The organism is Frigoribacterium sp. MEB024 (assembly GCF_000878135.1).
Taxonomy (GTDB): domain Bacteria; phylum Actinomycetota; class Actinomycetes; order Actinomycetales; family Microbacteriaceae; genus Frigoribacterium.
Window position 1 is genome coordinate 194784 of sequence record NZ_JXQZ01000001.1, and the last position, 23545, is coordinate 218328.

Here is a 23545-nt window from a genome sequence, read left to right on the forward strand (position 1 = left end):
CCATCGACACGAGGAGCAACCAATGGCCGACAAGAACCAGGGCATCATCGATCCGCCCATCGACGAGCTGCTGTCGAAGGTCGAGTCGAAGTACGCACTCGTCATCTTCGCCTCCAAGCGCGCCCGTCAGATCAACGACTACTACGCCGACCTGCACGAGGGCAGCCTCTTCGACAACGTCGGCCCCCTCGTCGACAGCTCGATCGACGACAAGCCCCTCTCGGTCGCCATGCACGAGATCAACGAGGACAAGCTCGAGGTGAAGCCGCTCGCGGCTCCTGCCGAGTAGCGCGACGACACGACCGACCTCTCTGACGGTGGTCGGTCCTATCATCTGACGAGGCCCCCGGGAGTCCATCCCGCGGGGCCTCATCGCGTCCGCACCCCGATCGACACCCAGAGGAACACCGTGAGCCTGACCGACACGACGACCGACCCCGCCACGACGGCATCGACCTCCCTGCGACTGTTCACGTCCGAATCGGTCACCGAGGGCCACCCCGACAAGATCTGTGACCAGATCTCGGACGGCATCCTCGACGCCCTGCTCGCGGTCGACCCCGCCAGCCGGGTCGCGGTCGAGACCATGGTCACGACGGGGCTCGTGCACGTCGCCGGCGAGGTCACCACCAAGGGCTACGTCGACATCCCGACGATCGTGCGCGACCTCATCGTGGGCATCGGCTACGACTCGTCCGCCGTGAGCTTCGACGGTCGCACCTGCGGCGTCGAGGTCTCGATCGGGTCGCAGTCTCCCGACATCGCCCAGGGCGTCGATACCGCCCTGGAGGCGCGTGGCGGCGACGACGACCTGCTCAACCGTCAGGGTGCGGGCGACCAAGGCATCATGTTCGGCTACGCCACCAACGAGACGCCCCAGTTCATGCCTCTCCCGGTCTGGCTCGCCCACCGGCTGGCCGAGCGTCTCGCGGCCGTGCGCAAGTCGGGCACGCTCGACTACCTCCGGCCCGACGGCAAGACCCAGGTCACGGTCGGTTACGACGGGGTCGTACCGAAGACGGTCGACACCGTCGTCCTGTCGACGCAACACTCACCCGCCGTCTCGAGCGAACAGCTCGAGTCCGACGTCATCGAACACGTCATCCGCCCCGTCCTCGACGAGGCAGGGCTCTCGTCGGCCGACACGCGGTTCATCATCAATCCGACCGGCCGGTTCGAGATCGGGGGCCCACAGGGCGACGCCGGACTCACGGGCCGCAAGATCATCGTCGACACCTACGGCGGTGCGAGCCGTCACGGCGGGGGCGCGTTCTCGGGCAAGGATCCCTCGAAGGTCGACCGATCCGCCGCGTACGCGATGCGCTGGGTGGCCAAGAACGCCGTCGCCGCCGGCCTCGCCGACCGGCTCGAACTCCAGGTGGCCTACGCGATCGGACGCGCCGCACCCGTCGGTCTCTACGTCGAGACCTTCGGCACGGGGCACGTCGGCGACGACGTCATCACGGCCGCCATCGAGACGGTGTTCGACCTCCGCCCGGCGGCGATCATCCGCGACCTCGACCTGCTCCGGCCCATCTATTCGGCGACGTCGACCTACGGCCACTTCGGTCGCGACCTGCCCGACTTCACCTGGGAGGCGCTCGACCGCGTCGACGCCCTCCGGGCCGCCGCCGGGCTCTGACCGTGGCGGCGGTCGCCGAGGCCCTCGTCGAGGGCGGCCCGCGCGTCGTCCGGGTGATGGTCGAGTCACCGCTGCCGCAGCTCGACCGGTTGTTCGACTACGCCGTGCCCGAGCGGCTGCGCGACCGCGTCGCCCCGGGCATCCGCGTCAAGGTTCCCCTCCGTTCGGCCGGACGCATCGCCGACGGGTTCGTCGTCGAGGTCGCGTCGTCGTCCGAGCACGGCGGTGACCTCTCCGAGATCGAGGATGTCGTGTCCACCGTGTCGGTCCTTGCACCCGAGGTGTGGCGCTTGGCGCGTGCCGTGGCCGACCGGGCCGGCGGATCGGCCAGCGACGTCGTGCGGCTCGCGGTCCCTCCGCGTCAGGTCCGGGTCGAGAAGGCGTACCTGGCGGCCGCTGAGAACCCGTCCTCGCCGCCACCGGAACCCACCGACGCGACTTCGTCACCCGCCGACACCGCGCCTCCATCAGCGGACGCCGCGCCGCCCGTCGGGGATCGCGATCGCACCCCGGTCGTCGTCGGTTACCGGTCGACCGACCTCGCCGGGCTCGTGGCGTCCCGCGGTCGCGCGGCGGTCGACGCCGTGCCGTTGCTGGTCGAGTTGCCCGACGGTGCATGGGTGGGTCATTGGGCGCTGACGGCCGCCCAACTCGCCGCGGTCGCCGTCGCGGCGGGCGACAACGCCGTGGTCGCGGTCCCCGATTACCGCGACGAAGAGCACGTCCTCCAGGCCCTCAGGGCCGTCCTGCCGCCCGACCGCGTCGTGCGGCTCGACTCCCGACAGTCCAACGCCGACCGGTACCGCGCGTTGCTCCGGGCCCGGGGCGACGAGCCCGTGGTCGTCGTCGGCAACCGGTCCGTCCTGCTCGCACCCTCGGCCAGGCTCGGTCTGGTCCTGGTGTTCGACGACGGCGACCCGTCCTTCGGTGAGCCGCTCGCCCCCTACGTGCACGCCCGCGACACCGCCCTGCTCCGACAGGCGCAACAGGACACCGCCCTGGTGTTCCTCGGCCACTCCCGCAGCACCGACGTCCAGCGCCTGGTCGAGATCGGCTTCCTGGCCGAGGTGCGTCCCGATCCGCGCTACCAGCCCCGGGTCGTGCCGACCGTGCGTCAGGCCGCCACGGACGGCTTCGCCGCGCAGGCCCGCATCCCCTCCTCGGCCTACGCCGAGGCGCGGGCCGCGGTCGAGCACGGACCGGTGCTGATCCAGGTCGCCTCGCCGGGCTACTCGCCTCGCCTGGCCTGCGTCGACTGCGGCGACACGGCGCGCTGCCTGCGCTGCAACGGCCCCCTCCAGCAGCGCGAGCGCGGGGTGACCCCGGCCTGCGCCTGGTGCGGCGCCCTCGCCGTCTCGTGGCACTGCCGCACCTGTGAGGGCACCCGCATGCGAGCAGTCGGCACCGGCGCCTCACGGACCGCCGATGAGCTCGGCAAGGCGTTCCCGGGGGTCCGCATCATCGTGTCGGACGGCACCCGGGCCCTGACGCACGTCGACGCCGACCCGGCCATCGTCGTCGCGACCCGCGGGGCCGAGCCGGTCGCCCCGGGTGGCTACCGGGCCGTCCTGCTGCTCGACGGCGAACGCATGCTCGCGCGCGAGAGCCTCCGCGTCGCCGAGGACTGCCTCCGCTGGTGGGCCAACGCCACGGCCCTCGCCGCACGACGCGCCCCTGTGGTGCTGGTCGGGGTGGGCGGGGCGATCGCCTCCGCCCTGGCCACGTGGGAGCTCGCCCGATTCGTCTCCGCCGAGCTCGCCGATCGCCGTGTCCTGCGTTTCCCACCGGCCGTCCGCGTGGCCACCGTGACCGGCACGGTCGACACCGTCGCACGCGCGCTCGACGACCTGCCCGACGAGGTCCGTGCCGAGACCCTCGGTCCGGTGGACGTCGAGTCCGCCGGGGTCCGCGCGATCGTCCGCTTCGACTACTCCCGAGGTCACGACGTGGCCCAGGCCCTCCGCTCCCAGGTCATCCGTGCCGCGACGGACCGACGCAAGGCGCTCGGTCAGAAGCGCACGCGGGCCGTCCCTACACTCAGAGTGCGGTTCGACGACGTCGAGCCGTTCGCCGACTGACCCGCCAGGAACCCCATGCGCCTCGTCTTCGCCGGCAGCCCCGCCGCTGCCGTGCCCTCGCTCACCGCCCTCGCCGACGGCCCTCACGAGGTCGTCGCCGTGCTGACGCGCGACGACACCCCCCAGGGACGCCGACGCGTCCTGACCCCCACGCCCGTCGCCGTCGAGGCCGACCGCCTCGGTCTCCGCGTCGTGAAGGCCCGACGCATCACGCCCGAGGTCACGGCCGAGCTCGCGGCGCTCGATCCCGACCTCGGCGTCGTCGTGGCCTACGGCGCCCTGCTCCGCGAGCCCCTGCTCGGTGCGCCCCGCCTCGGCTGGGTCAACCTGCACTTCTCCCTGCTGCCCTCCTGGCGCGGTGCGGCCCCCGTCCAGCGGTCGCTCATGGCGGGCGACGTCGTGACGGGCGCCGCGGTGTTCCAGCTCGTCCCCGAGCTCGACGCAGGCGATGTCTACGGCACCCTCGAACGCCGACTCGACGGCGCCGAGACCGCGGGGGTGCTCCTCACCGAGCTCGCGCGGTCCGGGTCCGACCTGCTGGTCGACGTCGTCGACCGCCTCGCCGACGGCACGGCCGTGGCCACACCCCAGACCGGCGAGGTCACCCTCGCCCCCAAGCTGACCCTCGCGGACGGAGTCCTCGACGCCTCGCGTCCGGCGACCGAGCTGATCGACCGCTTCCGAGGCGTGACGCCCGAACCGGGAGCCCGCGTCGACCTCGACGGCACCGCCCTCAAGATCACGGAGGCGCGGGTGACGTCGGACGTCGAGGCACCGCTCGAGGCCGGTCGCCTCGAGTCCCGGGGCCGCCGTGTGCTGCTGGGCACCGCCTCCTCACCCGTCGAGCTGGTCCGGGTGCAACCGGCGGGCAAGAAAGAGATGTCGGCAGCCGACTGGTGGCGTGGACTGCCCGGCGGGATCGACCGTCGCGTCACCCCGCCCACCTCGACCGCCCCGGCCGCCCCGGCCGACATCGCACCAGACCCCGCCCTCGACACGAAGAGCGCCTCATGAGCCGAGTCCAGCCCGCCCGCCAGGTCGCCCTCGACGTCCTCCGGGCCGTCGAACAGGACGACGCCTACGCGAACCTCCTGCTCCCGCAACGCATCGTCCGCGCCCGCCTCGGAGCACAGGACGCAGGGCTCGCGACCGAACTCACCTACGGCACCCTGCGCCTCCGGGGGTACTACGACCGCGTCATCGCGCTGGCCGCCCGCCGGGGCACCGACGCGATCGACCCGGCGCTCCTCGACGTCCTGCGACTCGGTACGCACCAGCTGCTCTCGACGCGGGTCGCGGTCCACGCAGCCGTCGACGAGAGCGTCGAGCTCGCGCGTCAGGTGGGCAGCCGGTCGGGCACCGGTTTCGTGAACGGCGTGCTCCGGACCATCTCGCGGTCGACTCCCGACGAGTGGCGCGCGCGCGTCCTGGCCGGCACGACCGGGGACGACGACCGTCTGGCGGCGGAGTGGTCGCACCCCGCCTGGGTGGTGCGGGCGTTCCGTCGCTCGCTGGCCGCCGAGGGCCGCGAGGACGAACTCGTCGACCTGCTGTCGGCCGACAACGACGCCCCGAAGGTCAGTCTCGTCGCACTGCCCGGGCTCGCCGAGGTCTCCGAACTCGGTGCCCCGAGCGGGCGCCTCTCGCCGCTCGCCGCGACGAGCGGCGGGGGAGACCCGGCGCAACAGACGGCCGTGCGCGAGGGGCGCGCCCGCGTGCAGGACGAAGGCTCACAGCTCGCGGCACTGCTGCTCAGCCGCCACCGGCCCGCCGAGTCGGGAGAACGCTGGCTCGACATGTGCGCCGGCCCCGGTGGCAAGGCCGCCCTGCTGGGCGCCGAAGCTGCCCGCGCAGGCGCCCACCTCGTCGCCAACGAGCTCGTCCCGGCCCGGGCCGGTCTCGTCCGACAGGCCCTCGAGGCGGTCCCTGGCGACGTCGAGGTGCTCGAGGGTGACGCCACACGGTTCGGGGCGGAACAGCCCGGAGGCTTCGACCGCATCCTGCTCGACGCGCCCTGCACGGGTCTCGGGGCCCTGCGACGTCGACCCGAGGCCCGGTGGCGCAAGCAACCGGCCGACGTCGGACAGCTCACGGCCCTGCAGTCGCGCCTGTTCGCCAGCGCCCTGGACGCCCTCGCGCCCGGGGGAGTCCTGGCGTACGTGACCTGCTCGCCGCACACGGCCGAGACCCGCGGCGTCGTCGAGGCCGGGCTCCGGGGCCGCGACGACGACCTCGTGCTGCTCGACGCGACGGCGGGCGTCGAGCGCATCGCCGGCCGGTCGGTCGACCTGGCGTCGGCACCGTTCGTCCAGCTCTGGCCGCACCGTCACGGCACGGACGCCATGTTCGTGGCCCTGATCGAGAAACGTGCCGGACGGTAGTCTCGTCTCGTGTCGATCCGCATCAGCCCCAGCATCCTCTCGGCCGACTTCGCCAACCTCGAACGCGACCTCCAGCGCATCTCGTCCGCCGACCTCGTGCACGTCGACGTCATGGACGGCCACTTCGTGCCCAACCTCACCCTGGGGCTGCCCGTCGTGCAGCGTCTCGGCGAGGTCAGCCCGGTGCCGCTCGACCTGCACCTCATGATCGACGACGCCGACCGCTGGGCGCCCCGCTACGCCGAGACGGGTGCCTTCTCGGTCACCTTCTCCGCCGAGGCCGCGACCGACCCGGTGTCCACGGCACGCGCCATCCGCAGCAACGGGGCCCGCGCATCCGTCGCGGTGAAGCCGGGCACCGACCTCGAGCCCTATCTCCAGACCCTCGACGCGTACGACATGATCCTCGTCATGACCGTCGAGCCCGGCTTCGGCGGGCAGTCCTTCATGCCCGAGACGATGGCCAAGCTGACGCGCGCCAGGGCCGCCGTGAGCGCCTCCGGGCTCGACGTCTGGCTCGAGGTCGACGGCGGCATCACGACCGAGACCATCGTCACGGCCGTCGAGAACGGTGCCGACACGGTGGTCGCCGGGTCCGCCGTCTACGGCGGGTCGCCCGTCGACAACATCGCTGCACTCCGAGCGGCCGCCGCGACGGTAGCCTTGACGTCGTGAAATCCTTCGACGACCTGTACCTCGAGCTCAGCGACAAGGCCCGCGACCGGCCCGAGGGGTCGGGCACCGTGGCCGAACTCGACGCCGGTGTGCACCAGATCGGCAAGAAGATCGTCGAAGAGGCCGCCGAGGTCTGGATGGCCGCCGAGTACGAGGGCGACGTCGCGACCGCCGAAGAGATCTCCCAGCTGCTCTACCACCTGCAGGTCATGATGATCGCCAAGGGCATCACCCCGGCCGACGTCTACCGACATCTCTGAGTCGGCCTCCGCCACCCCCGTTCGTCACGCCGCTCGCGCGGCACCCCAGCAGACAGAGAAACCCATGCTTCGCGTCGCAGTGCCCAACAAGGGATCGCTCAGCGAGACCGCATCCGCCATGCTCGCCGAGGCCGGCTACACCGGTCGCCGCGACCCCAAGACCCTCCACGTCGAGGACCCGCGCAACGGCGTCGAGTTCTTCTACCTCCGTCCGCGCGACATCGCGACCTACGTGGGGTCGGGCGCGCTCGACGTCGGCATCACGGGCCGCGACCTGCTGCTCGACTCGCACTCGCCGGCCCACGAGGTCGCTCCCCTCGACTTCGGTGGCTCGACCTTCCGCTTCGCGGGCCCTCCCGGCCGTTTCGCCGATCTCCGCCAGCTCCAGGGCACCCGGGTCGCCACCAGCTACGCCGGCCTCGTCGGCTCCTTCCTCGAGAGCCACGGAGTCACCGCGACCCTCGTGCCGCTCGACGGCGCCGTCGAGAGCGCGGTGCAGCTGGGCGTCGCCGACGCCGTGGCCGACGTCGTCTCGACCGGTGCCACCCTGCGTGCGGCGGGCCTCGAGATCTTCGGGCCGGTCATCCTCGAATCGACCGCCGTCCTCATCTCGTCCGATGCCGACGTCGACGGCCTGGCGGTCCTCCACCGCCGCCTGCAGGGCGTGCTCGTGGCCCGGCAGTACGTCCTCATGGACTACGACGTCCCGGTCGCCAAGCTCGACGCCGCGACCGCCGTCGCCGGCGGCATGGAGTCGCCGACCGTGTCCCCGCTGCACGATCGCGACTGGGCCGCCGTCCGCGTGATGGTCCCGCGGTCCGACACGAACCAGGTCATGGACGCCCTCTACGACCTCGGTGCCCGGGCCATCCTGGTCAGCCCGATCCACGCCGCGAGGCTGTAGCCGTGCCCGCCGACGACGCGGTCGCCACCGGCGGGGTCGCCGCGGACGCGTCCCTCGCCGTCCGGGTCATCCCGTGCCTCGACGTGGCGGCGGGCCGCGTGGTGAAGGGTGTCAACTTCCTCGACCTTCGGGATGCGGGCGACCCGGTCGAGCTGGCCCGCACCTACTACGAGCAGGGCGCCGACGAGATCACCTTCCTCGACGTCACGGCCACGGTCGACGCACGGTCGACCACGTACGACGTCGTCCGGGCGACGGCCGAGCAGGTCTTCATCCCGTTGACGGTCGGCGGCGGCGTGCGAACCACCGACGACGTCGCGCGGTTGCAGGCGGCCGGCGCGGACAAGATCGGTGTGAACAGTGCCGCCATCGCCCGGCCCGACCTCATCGGCGAGATCGCCGACCGGTTCGGAGCTCAGGCGGTCGTCCTCTCGCTCGACGTCAAGCGGTCGATGGGCACCCCGTCGGGCTTCGTCGTGACGACCCACGGCGGCCGCACCGAGACGACGCTCGACGCGCTCGCCTGGGCCCGTGAGGCCATCGAACGCGGGGCGGGCGAACTACTCGTCAACTCGATCGACGCCGACGGCACCAAGCAGGGCTTCGACCTCGAACTCGTCCGCGCCATGCGCGAACTCAGCCGGGTGCCGGTCGTCGCGTCCGGAGGGGCGGGTCGGCTCGAGCACTTCGCCCCCGCCATCGAGGCGGGCGCCGATGCCGTGCTCGCGGCCTCGGTTTTCCACAACGGCGAACTCACCGTCGGCCAGGTCAAGGACGAACTGGCGCGGTCCGGGGCGATCGTCCGCTGAGGCGGGCCGTCACTCCTCAGAACCCGCACCCGACCCCGCGACACCGCACCGCACCGCACCGCACCGCACCGAGGAGCACATCATGACCGACCAGCTGACGCGTGAGACGGTCGAGCCCGTCGTCGCCCGCGCCCGGTTCGACGCGTCGGGCCTGCTGCCCGCGATCATCCAGCAGGAGGGCACGAAGGACGTGCTGATGATGGGCTGGATGGATGCCGAAGCCCTCCGCCGCACGCTCACGGAGGGGCGCGTCACCTTCTGGTCCCGGTCTCGTCACGAGTACTGGCGGAAGGGCGACACGTCCGGTCACGCGCAGTTCGTCCGTGCCGCCGCCCTCGACTGCGACGACGACGTGCTTCTCGTCACGGTCGAGCAGATCGGCGCTGCCTGCCACACGGGTTCCCACTCCTGTTTCGAGGTCGACCCGCTCGAGCCGGCCACCGTCTCGTCGTCCCTGCCGTCCGGCGACACCGACCCCACCGGAGGTCCCCGTGGCTGACGCCCCGATCCGCACGTCGACGACCCGGGCCCAGTTCGACGCCCGGCTCGCCGGCCATCGGGTCGTCCCGGTCGTGCGCGACCTCTTCGCCGACGGCGAGACCCCGGTCGGGGTGTACCGCAAACTGGCGGACGGTCGGCCCGGCAGCTTCCTGCTCGAATCGGCGGCCCAGGGCGGCATCTGGTCCCGGTGGTCCTTCGTGGGCGTCTCGTCGTTCGGAGTCCTCACGACCGACGAGGGCGAGGCCCGGTGGATCGACTACGGCATCGACCGCGGGCGGGCTCTGGGTGACGCCACCGGCCGCCCGCTCGAGGTGCTGTCCGCCCTGCACCACCGGTGGGCCACCCCGCGCATCGACGGGATGCCGCCCCTCACCGGGGGCCTGGTCGGTTTCGTCGGCTGGGAGGCCGTGCGCGAGCTCGAGCACCTGCCCGACGTGCCACCGGCCGAGTTCACCGTGCCCTCGCAGGCGCTCAGCTTCGTCTCCGAGCTCGTGGCCCTCGACCACCGCACGGGTGCCGTCCTGCTCGTCGCGACCGTGTTGAACGACGGCACCGACGGCCCCGACGTCCTGTGGGACGACGCGCAATCGCGTCTCGACGACCTGCAATCCCGGCTCGCGGCCCCGAGCGAGACGTTCCTGTCCGACGTCGACCTGACGATCGAAGCGACACCCACCCGGCGTTCCACCGACGACGAGTACGCGCACGCCATCGAGCGGTCGAAGCAGTTCATCCACGACGGGGACGTCTTCCAGGTCGTCATCTCCCAGCGCTTCGACCACGAGGTCACGGCCGAACCGCTCGACGTCTACCGGGTGCTGCGGACGCTCAACCCGAGCCCGTACATGTACCTCGTGACGCTCGACGACGTGCAGGGTCGGCCGTACACCATCGTCGGTTCGTCGCCCGAGGCGCTGGTCAAGGTCGACGGCCGCCGGGCCTACACGCATCCCATAGCCGGGTCGAAGCCCCGGGGCGCGTCGCCCGACGAGGACCAGCGCTACGCCGACGAGCTCGCCTCGGACGACAAAGAACGCGCGGAGCACCTCATGCTGGTCGACCTGGCCCGCAACGACCTGCTCAAGGTCTGCACCCCGGGCAGCGTCGAGGTCACCGAGTTCATGCAGGTCGAACGGTTCAGCCACATCATGCACCTCGTGTCCAGCGTCGAGGGCGACCTGGCGCCCGGCAAGGATGCCATCGACGCGTTCCGGGCCACCTTCCCGGCCGGAACGCTGTCGGGTGCCCCCAAGCCCCGGGCCCTCGAGATCATCGACGAGCTCGAGCCGGCCCAACGGGGCGTCTACGGCGGAGTGGTCGGTTACTTCGACTTCGCCGGCTCGGCCGACGTCGCGATCGCGATCCGCACCGTCCTGCTCCAGGACGGCGTGGCCCGCGTCCAGGCGGGTGCCGGACTCGTCGCCGACAGCGACCCGGTCGCCGAGAACCAGGAGGCGCGCAACAAGGCCGCGGCCCCCTTGCGTGCCGTCGCGGTCGCCAACGCCATGACACGGCTGCGCTGATGCCCGCTCGACGCCTGAAGCTCACGACGATCCTGGCGGGCATCCTGCTCGCGGGGCTCGCCCTGCTGTCCTGGACACAGGACTGGTTCCACGTCGTCGTGGCGTCACCCCAGGGTGGAGACCTGCCCCTCGACGTCGCCGGCGACGTCGCCGGTGCGCCGTTGTCCGCCCTCTCGCTGGCCAGCCTGGCACTCTTCGGGGCGCTCACGATCGCCGGTCGGGTGTTCCGCGTCGTCCTGGGGGTGCTGCAGGTGGCGCTGGGGGTCAGCGTCGTCGTCACGACGGCGACGGCCCTGGCCGACCCCGTGCGCGCGTCGGGCAGCGCCGTGACGACGGCCACGGGCGTCGACGGCACCGACTCGATCCGGGGCATCGTCTCGTCGGTCGAGCCGACGGCCTGGCCCTGGCTCGGGCTCGTGGCCGGCGTGCTGGCCGCCCTCCTCGGCGTCGCCACCGTGCTCCTCGCGGGCGCCTGGCCCCAGGCCACCCGCAAGTACTCCGCGACGCGACTCGTCGCCGCGGATCCTGCGGCCGACCCCGCGGCCGCCTGGGACGCGCTCTCGGGCGGCGACGACCCGACCGACGCCCCCTCGCACCTCGACGAGGGCGGGTCGAGCCCCACCGAGCCGGGCCGTACCCGGTAGACTCGGCCCCCGAACCGACCTGATCCAAGGAGCACTGTGAGCACGAACACGACGAGCACCCCCTCCGGTGGCGACGCGCCCCTGAAGAACGCCCCGGCGAAGGTCGACTCCGGCTCGAAGGGCCGCGACACCGAGACGGCCGACGACCTCGGGCACGGCAACTCGCCCGCGGCCTGGACCGCCGTGGTCATCATGTTGGTCGGCTTCGCCATCGGCACCCTGGCGTTCTTCCTCGACGTCCCGTGGATCGTCTGGGCCTCCGCCGGCCTGGTCGTCGTCGGACTCGTCGTGGGTCTCGTGCTCAAGAAGGCCGGCTACGGCGTCGGCGGCCACCGCTACGTGCCGAAGGCCCACAACTAGGTGCTCGACGACCTGTACGCGGGTGCCGTGGCCGACGCTGCAGCACGCCGTGAGTCCCTTCCGTTCGCCGCCGTCGAGGCGGCGGCTCTCTCGCGCGACCCCGCGCTCGACGCCCGCTACGCCCTCGCCCCGGCCGACCGCGTCAAGGTCATCGCCGAGGTCAAGCGCGCGAGCCCGTCTCGAGGCCATCTCTCGGCGATCGCCGATCCGGCGTCGTTGGCCCTGTCCTACGCGGCCGGGGGAGCGAGCGCGATCAGCGTCCTCACCGAGGGCCGCAAGTTCAAGGGCTCCCTCGCCGATCTCGAAGCGGTCCGCGCCGCCGTCGACGTCCCCGTCCTCCGCAAGGACTTCATCGCCGACGCCTACCAGGTCTTCGAGGCCAGGGCAGCCGGCGCCGACCTCGTCCTGCTGATCGTGGCCGGGCTCGAGCAGCGCCGTCTCGTCGAGTTGCACGACCTCGTCCGGCAGCTGGGCATGACGGCCCTGATCGAGGCGCACTCCGCCGACGAGGTGTCGCGAGGCCTCGATGCCGGCGCCACCGTCCTCGGCGTCAACGCTCGCGACCTGACGACCTTCGAACTCGACCGGGACCTGTTCGGCCGCTTGTCCGGATCGATCCCGGCGGGCGTCACCCGCGTCGCCGAGTCGGCCGTCTCGTCTCCCGACGACGTCGCCCACTACCGTCGCTCGGGCGCCGACGTCGTGCTCGTGGGTGAAGCCCTCGTGACCCACGGCGACCCCGCCGACGCCATCACCCGCTTCCTGGAGGTCTGACCATGGCATTACGCGACGAGACGGGCCCGTACTTCGGTTCGTTCGGTGGGCGCTTCGTGCCCGAGTCCCTCGTGGCCGCTCTCGACGAGCTCGACGCGGCGTACAAGGCCGCCGCCGTCGACCCCGAGTTCGCTGCCGAGTTGACGGCTCTGCACGCCACCTACACGGGTCGGCCGTCGATCATCACCGAGGTGCCGCGCTTCGCCCAGCACGCGGGCGGCGCCCGCATCATCCTCAAACGCGAAGACCTCAACCACACGGGGTCGCACAAGATCAACAACGTGCTCGGTCAGGCCTTGCTGGCCCGCAAGCTCGGCAAGACCCGTCTGATCGCCGAGACCGGGGCGGGTCAGCACGGCGTCGCCACGGCCACCGCAGCCGCGCTCTTCGGCATGGAGTGCGTCGTCTACATGGGCCAGGTCGACACCGAGCGCCAGGCGCTCAACGTCGCACGGATGCGCTTGCTCGGGGCCGAGGTCGTCTCGGTCACGACCGGCTCCCGCACCCTCAAGGACGCCATCAACGACGCCATGCGCGACTGGGTGGCCAGCGTCGACACCACGCACTACGTGCTGGGCACCGTCGCCGGCCCGCACCCGTTCCCCGCCATGGTGCGCGACTTCCACAAGATCATCGGCGAAGAGGCCCGCCAGCAGGTCCTCGACCTCACCGGTGCCCTGCCCGACGCCGTCACGGCCTGCGTCGGCGGCGGCTCGAACGCCATGGGCATCTTCCACGCGTTCCTCGACGATCCCTCGGTCCGGCTGTTCGGCTTCGAGGCTGGCGGCGACGGCGTCGAGACGGGCCGTCACGCGGCCTCGATCACGCTCGGCCGCATCGGCAACCTGCAGGGCACCAAGTCCTACCTCATGCAAGACGAGGACGGTCAGACCCTCGAGAGCCACTCCATCTCGGCAGGTCTCGACTACCCGAGTGTCGGCCCCGAGCACGCCTGGCTGTCCGAGACGGGACGAGCCGAGTACCAGCCGATCACCGACGACGAGGCCATGCAGGCCTTCCGTCTCCTCTCGCAGACCGAGGGCATCATGCCCGCCATCGAGTCGGCACACGCACTGGCGGGCACGATCAAGCTCGGCCTGGAGCACCCCGACTGGACGATCCTGGTCTCTCTCAGCGGGCGTGGCGACAAGGACGTCTCGACCGCGAGCCGGTACTTCGGCGTCCTCGACGAGAAGGCACAGCAGCTGTGACCGCCGCGGTTCCGGGCGGAACGAGCAAGGTCGGCGACGCGATCCGGGCTCGGCGAGAAGCCGGGAGCGGTGCCGTCGTGGGATACCTGCCGGTCGGGTTCCCCGATCTCGACACGAGCATCGAGGCCGCGGTGGCGATGGCCGAGAACGGCATCGACGTCATCGAACTCGGCATCCCCTACTCCGACCCCGTGATGGACGGGCCGGTGATCCAGGCCGCGACGCAGCGATCGCTCGCCGAGGGGTTCCGTGTACGCGACGTCTTCACGGCGATCCGCGAGATCACTTCGCGCGTCGACGCGCCCGTCATCCCGATGACCTACTGGAATCCGGTCGAGCAGTACGGCGTCCAGCGTTTCGCCGACGACCTCGCGGCCGCGGGCGGCGCCGGGCTCATCACCCCGGACCTCATCCCCGACGAGGCCGACGCATGGGTGACCGCCGCCGCAGCGGCGGACCTCGACCGGGTCTTCCTGGCCGCTCCGTCGTCCAGTGAATCGCGCCTCCGACAGGCCGTCGCGAGCAGTCGCGGCTTCGTGTACACCGTCTCGACGATGGGCATCACCGGCGCCCGCACCGACGTGGACGCAGCGGCGAGCACCCTCGTCGCCCGCCTCCGCGAGGTGGGCGTCGAGAACGCCTGCGTGGGTCTCGGCATCTCCACCGCCCAGCAGGTCCGCGAAGTACTCGAATACGCCGACGGTGCCATCATCGGTTCGGCCTTCGTCCGAGCCCTCGCCGACGGAGGGGTCGAACGTCTCGCCGAGGTCTCCGCCGACCTGGCGTCCGGCGCGGCCCCTTCCGCCTCCTGACCCTCTCGGGTCCGACGCCCCCGCGCTAGAGTCGTCACCCGTCGGGTGACCGACGCTCCGCATCCCTCCGAAAGGCACCACGCCCGTGTTCGTTCCCCTGAGCATCCCGAGCCCGTCGGCCGCCTGGCAGTACTTCGACGTCACCGCCTGGTTGAACTCGACCTTCGGGGCCTCGCTGCCCGGCTCGCTGCGCATCCACGCCTACGCCATCTGCATCCTCGTCGGCATCGTCGCGGCGGTCGTCATCACGAACCACCGCCTCAACCGGCAGGGGGCCGAGAAGGGCATCGTCATCGACGTGGCCATCTGGGCCGTGGTCTTCGGCATCGCGGGGGGACGCCTCTTCCACGTCATCACCCACCCCGCGGACTACTTCTCCTCGCCCGACCAGTACATCCACGTCCTGTTCGTGTGGGAAGGCGGCCTCGCCATCTACGGAGCACTCCTGTTGGGTGCCGTGGGCGTCTGGCTCGGCTGTCGCTTCACCGGTCTGCGGTTCACGGTGTTCGCGGACGCCCTCGCCCCCGGGCTGCTCGTCGCACAGGCGTTCGGACGCCTCGGCAACTGGTTCAACCACGAGCTCTTCGGCATGCCGACCGACCTGCCCTGGGGCCTCGAGATCGAATCGACGAACGCCGCCTACCCGACGGGCCTGCCCGAGGGCACGCTCTTCCACCCCACGTTCCTGTACGAGATCGTCTGGATGCTCGCGGGGGTCGCGATCCTGTTGCTCCTCGAGAAGAAGGCTCCGATGCAGTGGGGCCGGTCGTTGGCCTTCTACCTGGTCTGGTACGGCATCGGCCGTGCCTGGTTCGAGTCGATCCGCACCGACCCCAGCCTGCTGTTCTTCGGCATCCGGACGAACGTCTGGATGAGCTTCTTCGCCATCGTCCTCGGCATCGTCCTCTTCGTCGTCGCCGCACGTCGTCACACCGGCACCGTCCCCGGCCCCTACGTTCCCGGTCGCGCGCCGAGCGAGCGAACGTCTGCTGTAGACTCCGACGACACGTACACGGAGAACGACGAACCCGAGTTGGTCACCGTCAGCGCATCGGACGACAACACCGATCGCTCACCGCGTCCCTAGGTCGTCCACTCCACGACGACCGCGGGCCCGGCGCCCCATCGTCGTGGCGCCCGATCCTCTCCACCCCATCCCGGTGCGAACGATCCGCCCGCGACACGGTTCTGTGCACGCACCCGCGCCTCGTAAGATCGAGCGCAGTCGGCCCTCCTGCCGGCGTGCACGCCCACGGTCGCCACGAGCCGACCTCTCCCGCTGACTCGGGGCCGCCCACAGACCGCGGTTCCGTGAGGCTCCTCGGGCCGACGTCGTCCCACCCCCTGTCGGATCTCTTCGTGAGGACGGATTCCATGGCTCTCACGCCAGCACACCAGCAGTTCAGCACGGTTCCCGAGGCCAGCGGCCTCTACGACCCGCGCAACGAGAAGGATGCCTGTGGTCTCGCCATGGTCGCGACCCTCCGCGGAACCCCTGGCCACGACATCGTCGACACAGCCCTTCGAGCCCTCCGGAACCTCGAGCACCGAGGTGCCGTCGGCTCCGACGCCGGCACCGGCGACGGTGCGGGCATCCTCTGCCAGGTGCCCGACGAGTTCCTCCGTCACGAGGTCGACTTCGACCTGCCGCCGGCAGGCCGGTACGCGGTGGGCATCGCCTACTTGCCCCTCGACGAGCAGGAGCGCTCCGAGCTCAAGACGGGCATCGAGCGCATCGCCGACCTCGAGCACCTCGACGTGCTCGGCTGGCGCGAGGTCCCCGTGCGACCCGACGAGCTGGGCACCCTCGCGCGCAACGCCATGCCCGCCTTCGAGCAGCTCTTCGTCGCCAGCAGGCACCACGACGCCGACGGCGTCCCGCTCGCCGGTGTCGCGCTGGACCGCCAGGCGTTCCGGCTGCGCAAACGTGCCGAGCGCAAACTCTCGGCCTACTTCACCTCGCTGAGCAGCCGGACCATGGTTTACAAGGGCATGGTCACCACACTGCAGCTGGAGCCCTTCTACCCCGACCTGAGCGACGAGCGCTTCGCGTCGAAGCTCGCCATCGTGCACTCGCGCTACTCGACGAACACGTTCCCGTCGTGGCCGCTGGCGCAACCGTTCCGCATGATCGCGCACAACGGCGAGATCAACACGGTCCGGGGCAACCGCAACTGGATGCGCGCCCGTCAGTCCCAGCTCGAGAACGAGCTGATCGGTGACCTCAAGCCCATCCTTCCGATCGTCAGCCCGGGGGCGAGTGACTCGGCGTCGTTCGACGAGGTCGTCGAGCTGCTCAGTCTGACCGGCCGGTCGTTGCCGCACGCGGTCATGATGATGGTGCCCGAGGCCTGGGAGAACCAGGTCGACATCGACCCGACCCTGCGCGACTTCTACGAGTACCACTCCATGCTCATGGAGGCGTGGGACGGCCCGGCCGCCATCACGTTCACCGACGGCACGCACGTCGGTGCCACCCTCGATCGGAACGGCCTGCGACCGGGCCGCTACCTCGTCACCGACGACGGCCTCGTGGTCCTCGCGAGCGAGATCGGCGTCATCGACGTCGACCCCGCCAAGGTGGTCCGCAAGGGCCGGCTCCGCCCCGGCAAGATGTTCCTGGTCGACACCGAGGCCGGGCGCATCGTCGAGGACGACGAGATCAAGCGCGATCTCGCCACGGCGGCGCCGTACGGCGAGTGGCTCGCCGAGGGGCGCATCCACCTCTCCGAGCTGCCCGAGCGCGAGCACATCGTGCACACCCCTGCGTCGGTCACCCGCCGTCAGCGCACCTTCGGGTACACCGAAGAAGAGGTCCGCATCCTGCTGACCCCGATGGCGAAGACCGGTGCGGAGCCCCTGGGGGCCATGGGAAGCGACACGCCGATCGCCGTCCTGTCGGAGCGTCCGCGCCTCCTGTTCGACTACTTCACACAGCAGTTCGCCCAGGTGACGAACCCACCGCTCGACTCGATCCGCGAGTCGGTGGTCACGTCGCTCAAGCTCGGCCTCGGCCCCGAGCGGAACCTGCTCGCCGCGACGCCCGAGCACGCCCGTCAGGTGATCCTGGACTTCCCGGTGATCGACAACGACGAGCTCGCGAAGATCCAGCACATCGACCCGAGCCCCGGCTCCCGCAAGACGTCGACCATCCGTGGGCTGTACCGGGCGGACAAGGGCCCACGGGCGCTCGAGAAGCGCATCGCCGCCATGTGCAACGAAGTGGACGACGCCATCGAGGCCGGCGCCGAGTTCATCGTGCTCTCCGACCGCGACTCGAACGCCGACTTCGCCCCCGTGCCGTCCCTGCTCATGATCGCCGCGGTCCACCACCATCTGATCCGCACCGAGAACCGCATGAAGGTCGGCCTGATCGTCGAGGCCGGCGACGTGCGCGAGGTGCACCACGTGGCCACCCTGATCGGCTACGGCGCGTCCGCGGTCAACCCGTACCTCGCGATGGAGACCTGCGAGAACCTCGTACGCGCGGGCATGATCACCGGGTTGAGCCCCGAGGACGCCGTACACAACCTGATCAAGGCGCTCGGCAAAGGCGTGCTCAAGATCATGTCGAAGATGGGCATCTCGACGGTGTCGAGCTACGCCGCGGCACAGGCGTTCGAGGCCGTGGGCCTCAGCCAGGAGTTCGTCGACACCTACTTCACCGGCACCTCGTCGATGCTCGGCGGCGTCGGAATCGACGTCATCGCTGCCGAGAACAAGCAGCGTCACACGAGTGCCTACCCGAGCGACGGCTCCGTCATCGCCCACGAGCGGCTTGCCACCGGTGGCGAGTACCAGTGGCGCCGCGAGGGACCCCGGCACCTCTTCAACCCCGACACCGTGTTCCGGCTCCAGCACGCCACGCGCACGCGCCGCTACGACATCTTCCGCGAGTACACCAAGCTGGTCGACGACCAGGCCGAGCAGCTGATGACGCTGCGCGGGCTGTTCCGGATCAAGCACGGCGTGCGACCACCCGTGCCGCTCGCCGAGGTCGAGCCCATCGAGGCGATCGTCAAGCGGTTCTCGACAGGAGCCATGAGCTACGGCTCGATCTCGCGAGAGGCCCACGAGACCCTCGCGATCGCGATGAACCGCCTCGGCGGGAAGTCCAACACCGGCGAAGGCGGTGAGGACGTCGACCGGCTGCTCGACCCCGAGCGCCGCAGTGCCGTCAAGCAGGTGGCCTCCGGCCGGTTCGGCGTCACGAGCATGTACCTGACGCACGCCACCGACATCCAGCTCAAGATGGCGCAGGGCGCCAAGCCCGGCGAAGGTGGTCAGCTGCCGCCGACCAAGGTCTACCCGTGGGTCGCGCGCACCCGGCACGCCACGGCGGGCGTCGGCCTCATCTCCCCGCCGCCGCACCACGACATCTACTCGATCGAAGACCTGAAGCAGCTCATCTTCGACGTCAAGCGTGCCAACCCCAAGGCACGCGTCCACGTCAAGCTCGTGAGCCAGTCGGGCATCGGCGCGGTCGCGGCGGGGGTCACGAAGGCCCTGGCCGACGTCGTGCTCGTGTCCGGTCACGACGGGGGCACCGGCGCCAGTCCACTGAACTCGCTGAAGCACGCGGGTACGCCCTGGGAGATCGGCCTGGCCGAGACCCAGCAGACCCTGATGCTCAACGGCATGCGCGACCGTGTGGTCGTGCAGGTGGACGGTCAGATGAAGACCGGTCGTGACGTCCTCATCGCCGCCCTGCTCGGCGGAGAGGAGTTCGGTTTCGCGACGGCGCCGCTCATCGTCGAGGGCTGCATCATGATGCGGGTCTGTCACCTCGACACCTGCCCGGTGGGCGTGGCGACGCAGAACCCCGAGCTCCGTGCCCGTTTCTCGGGCAAACCGGAGTTCGTCGTCAACTTCTTCGAGTTCCTCGCCCAGGAGGTGCGCGAGTACCTGGCCGCCCTGGGTTTCCGCAGCCTCGACGAGGCCATCGGCCGGACGGACGTCCTCGACGTCGACCGCGCCGTCGACCACTGGAAGGCATCGGGTCTCGACCTGGCGCCGGTGTTGGTCGGGCCGACCTTCGCCGACGACGAGCCCCGTCGCAACCACACCACGCAGGACCACGGTCTCGACGAGCACTTCGACGTTCAGTTGATCGAGCGCAGCGCGGACGTGCTCGAGAACGGCGGACACGTCGAGATCACGCTGCCCGTCCGCAACACCGAGCGCGCGGTCGGCACCATGCTCGGGCACGAGGTCACCCTGCGACACGGCGAGCACGGGTTGCCCGACGGCAGCATCGAGATCAACCTCAGCGGCTCGGCCGGTCAGTCGCTCGGAGCCTTCCTGCCATCCGGCATCACGCTGCGACTCGAAGGCGACAGCAACGACTACGTGGGCAAGGGGCTCTCCGGCGGCAACGTCGTCGTACGCCCTCCCCGCGGCAGCGCCTTCGCCGCCGAGGAGAACGTCATCGCCGGCAACGTCATCGGTTACGGCGCCACCCAGGGCAGCATGTTCCTGCGCGGCATCGTGGGGGAGCGCTTCCTGGTCCGCAACTCCGGGGCCAGCGCGGTCGCCGAGGGCGTGGGTGACCACGCGCTCGAGTACATGACGGGCGGCCTCGCCGTCATCCTCGGCGACACGGGCCGCAACCTCGGCGCGGGCATGTCGGGCGGCACGGCCTACGTGCACCGACTCAAGCCCGAACGGGTCAACGCCGAGGCGCTCGCGTCCGGTGAACTCGAACTCCACCCGCTCGGCAGCGCCGACGTCGAGATCCTCACCGATCTGCTGCAGCGGCACCTCGCCGAGACCGGATCGCCCGTGGCTCAGCGCATGCTCGACGACCTCGACGCCACGACGGCCGAGTTCGTCAAGGTGCTGCCCCGCGACTACGCCGCCGTCCTCGCCACCCGGCAGACGGCCGTCGACGAGGGTCTCGACCCCGATGGCGACGAAACCTGGAAGAGAATCCTGGAGGTGACCGGTGGCTGACCCCAAAGGCTTCCTGAAGACGCAGTCCCGCGAGCTACCCAAGCGCCGCCCCGTGTCGGTCAGGCTCATGGACTGGAAAGAGGTCTACGAGCAACAGGAGAGCGGCGAGCTCCGTCGCCAGGCGGGCCGCTGCATGGACTGTGGCGTGCCGTTCTGCCATCAGGGCTGCCCGTTGGGCAACCTGATCCCCGAGTGGAACGACCTCATGTGGCGCGGCGAGGGCCGCCAGGCCATCGAGCGCCTTCACGCGACCAACAACTTCCCCGAGTTCACGGGCCGTCTCTGCCCCGCGCCGTGCGAGTCGTCGTGCGTCCTGGGGATCAACCAGCCTCCGGTGACCATCAAGCAGGTCGAGGTCTCGATCATCGACCAGGCCTTCGCCAACGGCTGGGTGACCCCGCACCCGCCCGAGCGCCTGACCGGCAAGACGGTCGCGGTGGTCGGTTCGGGCCCCGCCGGACTCGCGGCCGCCCAGCAGCTCACCCGCGCGGGCCACACGGTCGCCGTGTACGAGCGCGAGGACCGCATCGGCGGTCTCCTGCGCTACGGCATCCCCGACTTCAAGATGGAGAAGAAGCAACTCGAGCAGCGCATCGCCCAGATGCAGGCCGAGGGCACGCGCTTCCGCGCCCGGGTCGAGATCGGCCGCGACATCGCCTGGGACGACCTCAGGGCCCGCTACGACGCCGTCGTCGTCGCGACGGGGGCCACCGTTCCTCGTGACCTGCCGATCCCGGGACGCGACCTGTCCGGCATCCACTTCGCCATGGACTACCTCGTGCAGCAGAACAAGGCCGGAGCGGGCGACACGGTGGCCGACCAGATCACGGCCGAGGGCAAGCACGTCGTCGTCCTGGGTGGTGGCGACACCGGTGCCGACTGCATCGGCACCGCACACCGTCAGGGTGCCCTGTCGGTGACCAACCTCGCGATCGGTCAGCAGCCGCCCGACGAGCGCCCCGAGGCCCAGCCGTGGCCGATGTTCCCCACGTTGTTCGAGGTGTCCAGCGCCCACGAAGAGGGCGGCGAGCGGGTCTACCTGGCCTCGACCGTCGAGTTCCTGACGAACGAGGTCGGTGAGGTGCGGGCCATCCGCGTCGCCGAGACCGAGTACGTCGACGGCCGACGGGTCCCCAAGGCGGGCACCGAGCGCGAGGTCCCCGCCGACCTCGTCCTCCTCGCGCTCGGATTCACCGGGCCCGAGCGCGACACCATCGAGGGACAGCTGCGGCTCACCTTCGACGGTCACGGATCACTCGAGCGTGGCGCGACGTACGAGACCGGCGAGCCCGGCGTCTTCGTGACCGGTGACGCAGGTCGAGGTCAGTCGCTCATCGTCTGGGCCATCGCCGAGGGGCGGGCCACGGCCTCGGCCGTCGACGCCTACCTCGAGGGCGAGACCGTGCTGCCCTTCCCGGTGAAGCCCACCGATCGGTCCATCTCGGTCTGATCCCGCCTTCCGACGGGAATAGGGTGGGAGTCGGGCTGTAGTCGTCCCTCCCCCCTTTCCCCCCACACGAACGGAACACATGAGACGCGCAAAGATCGTCGCCACCCTCGGGCCGGCGACGTCGAGCTACGACGACATCCGGGCGATCATCGACGCCGGCGTCGACGTCGCCCGCATGAACCTCAGCCACGGAAGCTACGACGTCCACGAGGGCGTCTACGCGAACGTCCGCCAGGCGTCCGCCGACTCGGGCCGCGCCGTCGCGGTCCTCGTCGACCTGCAGGGCCCCAAGATCCGCCTCGGCAAGTTCGCCGACGGTCCGCACGACCTCGAGGTCGGCGACGTGTTCAAGATCACCACGGACGAGATCCTGGGTTCGAAAGAGATCTGCGGCACGACGTTCAAGGGCCTGCCCGACGACGTCAAGGCGGGCGATCCACTCCTGATCGACGACGGTCGCGTCAAGCTGCGCGTCCTCGAGACCGACGGGACCGTCGTCACGACCGAGGTCGTCGTGGCCGGGACCGTCTCGAACAACAAGGGCATCAACCTCCCGGGCGTGGCCGTCAACGTCCCCGCTCTGTCCGACAAGGACGAGGCCGACCTGCGTTGGGGTCTCCAGCTCGGTGCCGACCTGATCGCCCTCTCGTTCGTGCGTGACGCGGACGACGTCGTGCGCGTGCACGAGATCATGGCCGAAGAGGGCCGGAAGGTCCCCGTCTACGCCAAGATCGAGAAGCCCCAAGCGGTCGACAACCTCGAGGCGATCATCGACGCGTTCGACGGCATCATGGTCGCCCGCGGTGACCTCGGCGTCGAGCTGCCCCTCGAGGCCGTGCCCATCGTGCAGAAGCACGCGGTCGAGCTCTCGCGTCGCATGGCCAAGCCGGTCATCGTCGCCACGCAGATGCTCGAGTCGATGATCTCGAGCCCGATCCCCACGCGAGCCGAGACCTCCGACGTCGCGAACGCCGTCCTCGACGGCACGGACGCGGTCATGCTCTCGGGCGAGACGAGCGTCGGCGAGTACCCCGTCATCACGGTGCAGACGATGGCGCGCATCGTCGCCTCCACCGAAGAGCACGGTCTCGAGCGCATCCCCCCGCTGGGCACCCGTCCCCGCACCCAGGGCGGCGCCATCACGCTGGCCGCGGCCGACGTCGCCGAGTTCGTCCAGGCGAAGTTCCTCTGCGTCTTCACCGAGTCGGGTGACTCGGTCCGTCGCATGTCGCGTCTCCGCCACGCGATCCCCATCCTGGCCTTCACGCCCAACGAGGCCATCCGTCGCCGCATGGCCATCAGCTGGGGCGTGCAGTCCTACCTGGTCGAGACCGTCACGCACACCGACGCGATGTTCGCGCAGGTCGACGACATCCTGCTCGGCAACGATCTCGCCGAGTCGGGTGACAAGGTCATCGTGATCGCCGGGTCCCCTCCCGGAATCGCGGGTTCGACGAACGACCTCCGGGTGCACCGTGTGGGCGACGCCCACGGCGAGGCCGCCCCGGCCTACGCATCGCAGCCCTGACACACCGCGACACTCCTGGCGAAGCCGGGGCGATCCCACCG

20 protein-coding genes are annotated in these 23545 nt (G+C 70.7%); all 20 read left to right on the forward strand.

All coding sequences use genetic code 11. The features are described from left to right. Positions 1-22: 22 nt before the first annotated feature. The gene (rpoZ, locus tag SZ60_RS00870) at positions 23-289 is read left to right on the forward strand and encodes a DNA-directed RNA polymerase subunit omega (RefSeq protein WP_043592764.1); all 267 of its coding nucleotides are present in this window, start codon (positions 23-25) and stop codon (positions 287-289) included. A gap of 126 nt (positions 290-415) precedes the next feature. After that, positions 416-1642 carry a methionine adenosyltransferase gene (gene metK / locus SZ60_RS00875; protein WP_043592879.1) on the forward strand — a complete coding sequence of 409 codons (1227 nt, stop codon included), beginning with the start codon at positions 416-418 and terminating at the stop codon, positions 1640-1642. 2 nt (positions 1643-1644) lie between these two features. Further along, entirely contained in the window at positions 1645-3720 is a 2076-nt protein-coding gene (locus SZ60_RS00880; RefSeq protein WP_231567011.1) for a primosomal protein N', read from the forward strand. A 15-nt stretch (positions 3721-3735) separates the two neighbouring features. Beyond that, positions 3736-4734, forward strand: a complete 999-nt coding sequence (gene fmt, locus SZ60_RS00885) for a methionyl-tRNA formyltransferase (RefSeq protein WP_082059747.1) — start codon at positions 3736-3738, stop codon at positions 4732-4734. Continuing rightward, entirely contained in the window at positions 4731-6101 is a 1371-nt protein-coding gene (locus SZ60_RS00890) for an RsmB/NOP family class I SAM-dependent RNA methyltransferase (protein ID WP_043592766.1), read from the forward strand. The genes fmt and SZ60_RS00890 overlap by 4 nt, the downstream gene beginning before the upstream one ends. Before the next feature lie 9 nt (positions 6102-6110). Next, on the forward strand, positions 6111-6776 hold the full coding sequence (gene rpe / locus SZ60_RS00895) for a ribulose-phosphate 3-epimerase (RefSeq protein WP_043592767.1): 666 nt from the start codon (positions 6111-6113) through the stop codon (positions 6774-6776). Beyond that, positions 6773-7036, forward strand: a complete 264-nt coding sequence (locus tag SZ60_RS00900) for a phosphoribosyl-ATP diphosphatase (protein WP_043592769.1) — start codon at positions 6773-6775, stop codon at positions 7034-7036. The genes rpe and SZ60_RS00900 overlap by 4 nt, the downstream gene beginning before the upstream one ends. Before the next feature lie 64 nt (positions 7037-7100). Beyond that, on the forward strand, positions 7101-7940 hold the full coding sequence (gene hisG / locus SZ60_RS00905) for an ATP phosphoribosyltransferase (protein ID WP_043592771.1): 840 nt from the start codon (positions 7101-7103) through the stop codon (positions 7938-7940). A gap of 2 nt (positions 7941-7942) precedes the next feature. Beyond that, entirely contained in the window at positions 7943-8749 is an 807-nt protein-coding gene (gene hisF, locus SZ60_RS00910) for an imidazole glycerol phosphate synthase subunit HisF (protein ID WP_043592773.1), read from the forward strand. A gap of 82 nt (positions 8750-8831) precedes the next feature. After that, a complete protein-coding gene (gene hisI, locus SZ60_RS17025; RefSeq protein ID WP_043592775.1) occupies positions 8832-9248 on the forward strand; it encodes a phosphoribosyl-AMP cyclohydrolase in 417 nt (138 codons plus the stop codon). Further along, on the forward strand, positions 9241-10773 hold the full coding sequence (locus SZ60_RS00920; protein WP_369700674.1) for an anthranilate synthase component I: 1533 nt from the start codon (positions 9241-9243) through the stop codon (positions 10771-10773). Before hisI ends, SZ60_RS00920 begins: the two co-directional genes overlap by 8 nt. Further along, positions 10773-11417 (forward strand): Trp biosynthesis-associated membrane protein, encoded by a 645-nt coding sequence (locus tag SZ60_RS00925; protein ID WP_043592777.1) that lies wholly within the window; start codon positions 10773-10775, stop codon positions 11415-11417. The genes SZ60_RS00920 and SZ60_RS00925 overlap by 1 nt, the downstream gene beginning before the upstream one ends. Positions 11418-11498: 81 nt before the next feature. Continuing rightward, on the forward strand, positions 11499-11777 hold the full coding sequence (locus SZ60_RS00930) for a DUF6704 family protein (RefSeq protein WP_043592886.1): 279 nt from the start codon (positions 11499-11501) through the stop codon (positions 11775-11777). After that, positions 11778-12551, forward strand: a complete 774-nt coding sequence (gene trpC, locus SZ60_RS00935; RefSeq protein WP_043592779.1) for an indole-3-glycerol phosphate synthase TrpC — start codon at positions 11778-11780, stop codon at positions 12549-12551. 2 nt (positions 12552-12553) lie between these two features. Beyond that, a complete protein-coding gene (gene trpB / locus SZ60_RS00940) occupies positions 12554-13762 on the forward strand; it encodes a tryptophan synthase subunit beta (protein WP_043592780.1) in 1209 nt (402 codons plus the stop codon). Then, on the forward strand, positions 13759-14574 hold the full coding sequence (trpA, locus tag SZ60_RS00945; protein ID WP_043592782.1) for a tryptophan synthase subunit alpha: 816 nt from the start codon (positions 13759-13761) through the stop codon (positions 14572-14574). Before trpB ends, trpA begins: the two co-directional genes overlap by 4 nt. An 85-nt stretch (positions 14575-14659) precedes the next feature. Next, positions 14660-15661, forward strand: a complete 1002-nt coding sequence (lgt, locus tag SZ60_RS00950; protein ID WP_052505061.1) for a prolipoprotein diacylglyceryl transferase — start codon at positions 14660-14662, stop codon at positions 15659-15661. 287 nt (positions 15662-15948) lie between these two features. Continuing rightward, a complete protein-coding gene (gene gltB / locus SZ60_RS00955) occupies positions 15949-20526 on the forward strand; it encodes a glutamate synthase large subunit (protein ID WP_043592784.1) in 4578 nt (1525 codons plus the stop codon). After that, positions 20519-21976, forward strand: a complete 1458-nt coding sequence (locus SZ60_RS00960; RefSeq protein WP_043592786.1) for a glutamate synthase subunit beta — start codon at positions 20519-20521, stop codon at positions 21974-21976. Before gltB ends, SZ60_RS00960 begins: the two co-directional genes overlap by 8 nt. 79 nt (positions 21977-22055) lie before the next feature. Then, complete coding sequence (gene pyk / locus SZ60_RS00965; protein ID WP_043592789.1) at positions 22056-23504, forward strand: pyruvate kinase; 1449 nt, start codon at positions 22056-22058, stop codon at positions 23502-23504. The last annotated feature ends 41 nt before the right edge of the window (positions 23505-23545 follow it).